The 10,949-nt window shown below is 45.4% G+C and carries 1 protein-coding gene; it reads left to right on the plus strand.

All coding sequences use genetic code 11. The features are described from left to right. Window positions 1-881: 881 nt before the first annotated feature. On the plus strand, window positions 882-10,949 hold a 10,068-nt coding region (locus tag LAY57_RS23665; protein WP_249069560.1), incomplete at its 3' end, for a two-partner secretion domain-containing protein.

Below are 10,949 nucleotides of genomic sequence, written 5' to 3' on the forward strand. Positions count from 1 at the left end.
GGGGGAGTGGGAGAGGAATTGAAGGTTTGATTGCCGGATTAGAAATATCCGAATTAGATGCGTGTTAGCTTATAACTGGAGATGTCACGAATGTGTTTGTCTTACTACTCACCCGCAGGGGGTTTGAAGATACTGTTGGTCAATTAACTGGGGGGTTAGACCCCTGACACCGATCGAATGATGACAGGACTTGGCTCTCCCACTCTCCCACTCTCCCCCTCTCCCCCTCTCCCTCTCGCCCCCTCTCCCCCTCCCCCCCTCTCCCTCTCGCCCCCTCGATTTCACGACAGTTGAGGTAATTCGCCAACAGTATCCTTGAGTTCCGGGCGGGCTGAGGGCGTTGTGAGTGGCTTTGTATTCAGTCCACAACCAACTTGCTTATGGACGGAATGGGAGAGTCTCTACAGGAATAAAAAAGCTCGATCGCAAACCCCAAACATTATAAAGCATCTCGTATGATCTCGAATATGACCCCAGTCATATATTTTTATGACTTTAGGCAATGCTGTTCAAGGGATAATTTCAGTATATTTGACTAGAGCGCGATCGAGCGTTTATTCGTAAGCCCGTTCTCAGAGCATATCGTCAATGATTTTGCAACATCACATATACTGATAATTGTGATTTTTTGGTTTTTTTCTGCTGTGGGGGGTGCGATCGCACTAGCGTTGCGGAGCAATATCGCTTTCACTTACCCCGTTACCGCACAGTCGAATTTAAATCCAAAGTTACTTAAGACTGCATAAGCTCTCAGAAATCTTACTCATATATCTTTATGAGGAAGTCCTGGCAATCCACTTACGGGTTGTCCGTAGAACCTCCCGTAGCGCAAGAGATGAGCGATCGACTAAATTATTTTTTTTCAAAAAAGAGATCGTATTATGGCATCTACCAAAAGAAGTATCTTTTTATTTTTCCCAGCTTTGGTGAGTGCATTTGCGCTCACGCACCCAGTTATCGCCCAGCCGATCGTTCCAGAATCGGGGAATACGAATACGATCGTCACCCCAGACGGAAACCGCTTGGATATCACCGGCGGGCAGCGTTCTGGGGATGGCGCTAATTTATTTCACGGCTTTAAAGAATTTAATGTTAATTCCGGGCAAATTGCCAACTTTATCTCTTCACCGCAAATCTTAAATATTTTAGCCAGAATTAACGGTGGCAATCCATCTTATATTAATGGTTTGATTCAAGTTACGGGCGGCAATTCCAACTTATATTTAATGAATCCATCTGGCATTGTGTTTGGTGCAAATGCCAGTTTGAACGTTCCCGCAGCTTTTACGGCGACTACAGCGAATGGTATTGGTTTTGGCAATAATTGGTTTAATGCGGTTGGAACAAATAATTATGCAAACCTGATCGGCAAGCCAAATGCTTTTGCCTTTACGATGAATCAACCGGGAAGTATTATTAATTACGGTAATTTAGCAGTTGCGTTAGGGCAAGATTTAACTTTACTTGGTGGCACGATAATTAATACCGGACAATTAACAGCACCGGAAGGTAATATTACCATAGCAGCGGTTCCCGGTTCTAGTTTAGTGCGATTGAGTCAGCCGGGATATTTGCTGAGTTTAGAAATTCAACCAATTGGAAATAGCAGCAATTTACCCAATAATTCCACATTGCCAGTTGCTTCTTTGCCGCAAATGCTGACGGGTGGAAGTGGGGGAAATGCAACGGGATTGCAAGTAAATAAAGATGGAAGCGTAGAACTAACAGGATCGGGAATTAGCATACCGCAATCGGGTAATACAGCAATAGCTTCCGGCAATATTAACGTAGCGGGTAAAACAGGTGGTTCGGTTAATGTTTTCGGCGATAAAGTTGGCGTTATTAGCGGTAATATTAATGCTTCCGGCACTAATGGCGGCGGTATCGTGCGCGTGGGTGGAGATTATCAGGGGAAAGGGGATGTACCGAATGCTTCGCGGACATTTGTCAGTAAAGATTCTGCGATCTCCGTTGATAGTTTGACAGTTGGAGATGGCGGACGGGTAATTGTTTGGGGCGATGAAGCTACCCGGTTTTATGGGACGATTACGGCGTGGGGAGGAAAGCAGGGTGGTGATGGTGGATTTGCAGAAGTTTCGGGGAAAGAGTTGCTTGATTTTGCTGGGATGGCAGATTTATCTGCACCGCAAGGTTTATGGGGAAATTTACTTTTAGATCCGACTAATATCGAGATTGTTGCTGGGGGAAATAATCCAGCGCAATTGGGTGCAAACGACCAATTTGCCGATCCGGGTACAAACAACACGATCAATGATAGCACTATCAATGCTGCAAATTCTAATGTAACTTTGCAAGCTACTAATAATATTACTTTCAGTTCGCCTGTTAATATTGCAGCGGCGGGAGTTGGGATTACAGCGGAAGCTAATAACGATATTAAGGTAAATGCCAATATTACGACAAATGGGGGAGCAGTTACTCTTAATGCTGATGCTGATAATAGTGTTGGAGGTACTCTTACTATTAGTGATTCTACAATTACTACTAATGGTGGTGATGTTACAGCAATTGGCAGAGGGAGTGTTGCTTTCCCTGTTGGCATTTCTCTCAACGGCGGCAACATTAATGCCGGGGGAGGTAACATTAATCTCACAGGTAAAGGAGGAAATTTTGGTGATAACAACTACGGTATTGATTTGAGCAACGGTAGTGTAGTAGAAACGATTGGCACAGGGACAATTACCCTCACGGGCACTGGCGGCAATGGCACGAATTTTAACGACGGGATATTCCTAGATACATCCAACCTCAATACAGCAGATGGAAATATCACCCTCTCTGGCACTGGCAATGGTACTGGACAAAGCAACTACGGCATCATTATTGAAAACAACACTTCACTAACAAGCACGGGTACAGGTGCGATCGATCTGACTGGCATTGGCGGCAATGGCACGGATAATAACTTCGGAATATCACTAGCTTTCAACTCCAACCTCAACACAGCAGATGGAAATATCACTCTCTCTGGCACTGGCAATGGCACTGGACAAGGCAACTACGGCATCAGTATTGCGAGTAACATTTCACTAACAAGCACGGGTACAGGTGCGATCGATCTGACTGGCACTGGCGGCAATGTCACGGGTTATAACAACGGGATAGTCCTATCTGGCTCCAACCTCAACACAGCAGATGGAAATATCACTCTCTCTGGCACTGGCAATGGGAGTGGACAAAGCAACTACGGCATCATTATTTTTAACACTGCACTAACAAGCACGGGGACAGGTGCGATCGATCTGACTGGCACTGGTGGTAATGGCACGGATTCTAACACCGGGATATTCCTAGATACTACATCCAACCTCAACACAGCAGATGGAAATATCACCCTCTCTGGCACTGGCAATGGTACTGGACAAAGCAACTATGGCATCAGTATTCAAAACAGTAGCACAGTCAAAAGCACGGGGACAGGTGCGATCGATCTGACTGGCACTGGTGGCAATGGCACAGATTTTAACATCGGGATACACCTAAATACATCCAACCTCAACACAGCAGATGGAAGTATCATCCTCTCTGGCACTGGCAATGGCACTGGACAAAACAACCGAGGCATCAGTATTCAAAACAGTAGCACAGTGACAAGCACGGGGACAGGTGCGATCGATCTGACTGGTACTGGTGCCAGTGGCACTGATTCTAACACCGGGATCGTTGTAGATACATCCAACCTCAACTCAGCCGATGGAAATATCACCCTCTCTGGCATTGGCAATGGCACTGGAGGAGGCAACGGCATCACTATTCAAAACAGTAGCACAGTCAAAAGCACGGGGACAGGTGCGATCGATCTGACTGGCACTGGTGGCAATGGCAAGGATGCTAACACCGGGATCGTTGTAGATACATCCAACCTCAACTCAGCCGATGGAAATATCACTCTCTCTGGCACTGGCAATGGCACTGGAAGAGGCAACTACGGCATCAATATTGCAAACACTAGCGCACTGACAAGCACGGGGACAGGTGCGATCGATCTGACTGGCACTGGCGGCAATGGCACGGATGCTAACACCGGGATATTCCTAGATACATCCAACCTCAACACAGCAGATGGAAATATCGCCCTCTCTGGCTCTGGCAATGGCACTGGACAAATCAACTACGGCATCAATATTCAAAACAGTAGCACAGTGACAAGCACGGGGACAGGTGCGATCGATCTGACTGGCACTGGCGGCAATGGCACGGATGAGAACAGTGGGATATTCATAGATCAATCCAACCTCAACACAGGAGATGGAAATATCATCCTCTCTGGCACTGGCAATGGCACTGGACAAATCAACTACGGCATCAATATTACAAACACTAGCGCACTGACAAGCACGGGGACAGGTGCCACTATTACCTTATTAGCTAACAAAGACATCACTATTAGCAATATTACCGCACCAGCAGGAATTACTATCACCAGCAATAACGGCAGTATCGATACGAGTGCAGGCACGCTTGATTCTAGTTCTACTACAGGTGATGGAGGCCCGATCGCACTTTCTGCTTCTGGTATCACCGCAAGCAACATCAGCGCCAGCGGCACTACCAGCGGCGGGAGTATTGATTTAACTAGCAGTACAATTAACTTAGTAGGTGGAACAGACTCGATATCCAGCAAAAACGGCACTCTCACTTTACAGCCATTTACATTTACTTCCAGTCAAAATTTACAAATCGCACTCACAAATATTGCTCCTTTACAAAATGGATTTACCTCGATTACTATTGGAAAATCGGATGGAAGCGGAATCATCTATATCGTTAATCCCATCACCTTCAACGATCCTACAACTATTCAATCTCCACAAGGATCGATCGGCATCGGCGGTCAAGTCACTGGCACAGACGACGCCTCAATAACCCTCAATGCTACCACAATCTACCTCACCGCAGGTATCGAGACAGCAGATCGAAATATTGCAATTAATGGTAATGCTATCCTGGGCAATGATGATGTTACCATTAGCACTGGCGCAGGCGACATCAGTTTTTCTGGGACAGTTGAAAGCGAAAACAACCAATTCAACCCATTGTTGACTGCTGATGCTGGCACTGGGAATGTTACATTTGAGGGTGCGATCGGCAACACCAATCCCCTCGGCAGTTTAAACATCAACGGTCAGAATGTCGATATTAATTCCACAACAAAAATAGCAGGAAATATTGACATTAACGCTACTGGGAATCTCAATTTAAATAGCACTGTAACAACTACTAATAACGGTAGCGTCACCCTCACCAATACAAAATTTTTAACTTTAGCAGCAGACAATTTCATCCTTGATGGTGCTTTTACCCAAGACGGTACTGGTTCTGTTTCCATTTCTGGTAATTTGACTACCACTGATGACGACATCAAGTTTAGCGCCCCAGTTACTCTGATTGGAAACACCACATTCAATCTCGGAACAGCTACAATTTCCTTCGGTTCCACTTTAGCGGCAGGCAACAACCCGCTGACTTTAAGGGCAGGTGAAATTGATTTTAATGGCGCGGTAACGGGTAGTAATATCATTGTACTCGAACCTGCAACAGCAGAACAAGATATTACTATTGGCGATTCTACAAACACCGCAGATTTAGACTTAAATGCAGCTGAATTAGCGAATATCAAAGAAGGGTTTAGTTTGATTACGATCGGTCGCACAGACGGCAGCGGTAAAATTACTCTAAACGGTAATTCTACATTCAACGATCCGGTAAAGATTCAGTCTCCCACAGGAGTTGGTTCAATTACTGGAACTGGCAATATTACAGGGTCAGGCGATGCCTCAATTACCTTGTTAGCTAACCAAAATATCACTACGGGCAATATTACCGCACCAGCAGGAATTACTATCACCAGCAATGGCCATAACAGCAGTATCGATACCAGTGCAGGGACGCTTGATTCTAGTTCTACCACAGGTGATGGAGGTGCAATTACCCTTTCCGCCCCTGGCCCTGGTAGTATCACCGCCAGCAACATCAACGCCAGCGGCACTACGAGCGGCGGTAGTATTGAATTAAATAGCTATAGAATTGACTTAGTAGGTGGAACAGACTCGATATCCAGTAAAAACGGCACTCTGACTTTACAGCCAGTTACTTCCTATCCAGATTTAACAATCACATCAACAAACATTGCTCCCTTCCAGGATGGATTTAAGTCGATTACTATTGGAAAATCAGATGGAAGCGGATTGATCTTCGTTCCTAATCCTATCACTTTCAAAGATCCTACAACTATTCAATCTCCACAAGGATCGATCGGCATCGGCGGTCAAGTCACTGGCACAGACGACGCCTCAATAACCCTCAATGCTACCACAATCTACCTCACCGCAGGTATCGAGACAGCAGATCGAAATATTGCAATTAATGGTAATGCTATCCTGAATAGGGATGTTACCATTAGCACTGGCACTGGCGCAGGCGACATCAGTTTTTCTGGTACACTTGAAAGCGAAAACAACGAATTGAACCCATTGTTGACTGCTGATGCTGGCACTGGGAATGTTACATTTGAGGGTGCGATCGGCAATACCAATCTCCTCAGCGGTTTAAATATCAACGGTCAGAATGTCAATGTTAATTCTACCACAAAAGTAGCAGGGAATATCGACATTAATAGTACTGGGACGCTCAATTTAAACAACACTGTAACAACAACCAATAACGGTAGCGTCACTCTCACTAACACGCAAGATTTAACTTTAAAAGCAGATAACTTTATTCTTGATGGCGCTTTCACCCAAGATGGTACTGGTTCGGTGTTCATTTCCGGTAATTTAAGTACCACCAATGATGATATCAGGTTTAGCGCCCCAGTTACTCTAATTGGAAACACCACATTCAATCCGGGAACTGCTACAATTTCCTTCGGTTCTACCTTAGCAGCAGACAATTACCCGCTGAATTTAAAAGCGGGTGAAATCGATTTGAACGGTTCTGTTAGCGGTACGAATACCGTCGCACTTGAACCAGCTACCGCCGAACAAAATATCGCCTTGGGTAGTTCTACTAATAGTACCGATTTAGATTTGACTGCCGCAGAAATAGCTAATTTACAGGATGGATTTAAATCGATTACGATCGGTCGCAGCGATGGAAGCGGTCAAATTGCGATCGGCAATAACCTTACATTCAATGACCCGGTAACAATTCAATCTCCTGTGGGAACAGGTGCGATCGCATTTAATGCAGGAAGTGCGATATCAGGCACAGGCGATGCCTCCGTTACCCTGCTAGCAAACCAAAATATCACCACCAACAATATTACCGCACCAGCCGGAATTACCGTCACCAGCAATAGCGGTAGTATCGATACCAGTGCTGGGACGCTTGATTCTAGTTCTACCACAGGTGATGGTGGCGCAATTTCACTTTCCGCTGCTGGCGATATTACCGCAGGCAATCTCTCATCCAGCACTAATGGTAAAATCACTCTGAATGCAGATGCCGATGCAAATGATGCGGGTGCGATCGACATTACCAATGCTAAGATTACTTCCGGTGGAGGGCCGATCGTTTTAGGTGGTGGAAAAGATCCATCAAGCAATCCAGCGGTAGGAACAACTGCAAATACTGTTGGAGTTAGGATTGATAATTCCACACTTAATGCTGGTGGTGGAAATATCTCGATTCAAGGTAAAGGATTAGCGGGTGGTACGAATTCTCACGGTATTTTGATTGATAACAGCAGTGTGGTAGAGACTAATGAGACGGGAACAATTACCCTAAATGGTATTGGGGGTGATGGAATTGATGGGAACACAGGAGTATTCATAAACAGTAATTCCAGAGTCAGTTCGCAGAATGGAGATATTAGTTTTAATGGTATTGGTGGTAATGGAACTGGAATTGGTAACGACGGCATTGCTTTTAAAAGCAGTGGTGTAGTGGAAACTACCGGAACGGGGAATATTATCCTCACTGGTATTGGCGGGAAAGGAACAGAGCAAATATTAGGGATAGTTTTAGATTCCTCCAGAGTCAGTTCAAAGGATGGAAATATCAGCATCAGCGGTACTGGTGGTGATGGAACTGGAAAGCAAAACCTTGGTATTAGCCTTCAAAACGGTAGTATAGTAGAAAGCACGGAGATAGGATCGATCGATCTCACTGGCACTGGCGGCACTGGAACCGATCAAAATAGTGGAGTATCTACAAACAGTTCCTCTAGAATTGACACCAAAGATGGAAATATCAGCTTGACAGGAACTGGTGGTAGCGGTGCAGAAGGAATTTTATTAGCGGACACCTTTATTAACTCCACTGGAACAAGCAATACTACAATTACCCTCACTGGCGATGAAATTAATCTCACTGGCACGACGCAAATTAAAGGCAATGGCGTTATTCAATTACAACCGCTGAATCCCAGTGTAGGTATTACTGTTGGCGGTACGACTGACGACGCAAACTTGAATCTAGACACCACCGATCTAAACACTTTACAACCGGGATTTGCTCAAATTATCATCGGACGGGATAACAGTAGCGGCGCTATTACCGTATCGAATCCAGTTACTTTTAACGATCCAGTTTTAATTCAGTCTCCTATAGGTTCAATCTTAGTAAATAATGCCATTACAGGAACCGATGACGCCTCGATTACTTTGACTGGAAACACAAGCTTAAACGCCAATATTACCACTGCGGAACAAAACATCACTCTCAACGGCAATACCACTTTAGCTAATAACGTCACCCTCAGCACTGGTACGTCTGGCGGTGGCGATATTCAATTCAACGGTACTATCGATGGCAATCGAAATCTCACATTAGAAACTGGGACGGGTAATATCAATTTTACGGATGCTATTGGTAGCAATACTCCCATCGGTGACTTGAATGTTGATAAAACAAATAAAGTCACCACGCAAGCAATTACCGCTACTAATATTTTTATAAGAGCAAGTGAAATTGATTTCAATGGCGCAGTAGCGGGTACTAATAATCTTACACTCGAACCGGGAACAACCGGACAAAATATCCTGCTGGGTTATGTTGGTGATACCGACGCTTTAGATTTAACGGCGGCAGAAATAGATAACTTAAAAGGTGGTTTTCGTTCTATTATTATCGGTCGCACGGACAGCACCGGAAATGTTACCATCAATAGCAGCACATTCAACGATCCGGTCACAATTCAATCGGGAAACGGAACAATTAACATAAATGGTAATTTAACTGGAACAGGCGACGCTTCAATTACTTTGAATGCTCTTACAAATACCTTAAATGGAAATATCACTACAGCTAATCAAAATATTACGATCGCACAACGCATCCTACTAGGTTCCGATGTCAAACTCAGTACAGGTACAGGCGCAGGTGATATTACTTTTACGGGTACGTTAGACGGTACTAAACAATTGCAGTTAGAAGCAGGTACGGGTAATATCCGATTTAATGCTGCTGTCGGTAATACCAATCCTCTGAGTAATTTGGATATTACCAGCGCTGGAAATGTTTTTGTATCAAGTGGAATTACAACTAATAACAGTCCTCTCACTTTTAACATACCCGTCACTATCACCGAAGATGCTGTTTTCAATACTGAAAATGGTAATATCACTTTTGGCAATACTTTAGATAGCGAAGCAGGAGAATTTAACGATTTAACTTTACGTGCTGGTAGTGGCAATGTGAATTTTAATGGCGCTGTTGGTGGAAAAACAAATCAAGAACTCGGTGCGATTTCTATAGAAAGTGCCGCTAGTTTGGCAGCTACATCAAATATTAATGCTGGCAGTTTGCGATATTCGGGAGGAACGGGTACGATTTCCTTGCAAGGAAATGTCACAACTACAGATACTGATGGTGTAATTTTAACTACTGGTGGGAATATCAGCACGGCTAATATTACTTCAAAAGGCGGTAATATTAATCTGACTAGCAATAATGGTACTGTCACAACTGCTAATCTCGATGCTTCTTCGACGACTGGTGCTGGCGGTAACCTCAGCATCAATAGTCAAAACGGAATTGTCAAAGCTGGCGACTTGGATGCTTCCGGTAACAGTAAAGGTGGAAATATCACCGTAATGGCAAAAGTTCAGATTACTGCTGGAAAGATTAATTCTAGTGCAGTTATAGGTGATGGCGGTAATGTTTTTATCGATCCAGAAAACGATATCCAAGTTGAGTATATCAATGCCCAAGGCGGTTCTAGCGGCACGGGCGGACAAGTTGACATTACCACGGATAACTTTTTCCGGGCCTTGGGGTCTTTCACTGACCAAAATGGAGTATTGTCCAGTATTTCCACTGCTGGAGGAACTGGAGGCGGTGCGATTACAATCTCCCATGCAGGTGGAGACGGAGGAGATCCGATCGCACCTTTTATCATCGGCGATGCTAGCATCAACGGAACTGCCGGAGCTATTACGAGTGGAACATCTACACTGGCGCTAGGCGATAATTTTCCGCGTTCCGACACGCGGGGAAATATTCGACTGGTGACTGACGACGGCGAGCCACAACCACAACCACAACCACAACCGCAGCCACAACCACAGCCACAACCACAGCCACAGCCACAACCACAACCGCAGCCACAACCACAGCCACAACCACAGCCGCAGCCACAACCACAACCGCAGCCACAACCGCAGCCACAACCACAACCGCAGCCACAACCACAGCCACAACCACAGCCGCAGCCACAACCACAACCACAGCCACAACCGCAGCCACAACCACAGCCGCAGCCACAACCACAACCACAGCCACAACCGCAGCCACAACCACAACCACAACCACAACCACAGCCACAACCGCAGCCACAACCACAACCACAGCCACAACCACAGCCGCAGCCACAACCGGAACCACAGCCGCAGCCACAACCACAACCACAACCACAGCCGCAGCCACAACCACAACCACAACCACAGCCACAGCCACAACCGCAGCCACAACCACAGCCGCAGCCA

Origin of the sequence: Argonema antarcticum A004/B2 (genome assembly GCF_023333585.1) — a bacterium.
Lineage (GTDB): Bacteria > Cyanobacteriota > Cyanobacteriia > Cyanobacteriales > Aerosakkonemataceae > Argonema > Argonema antarcticum.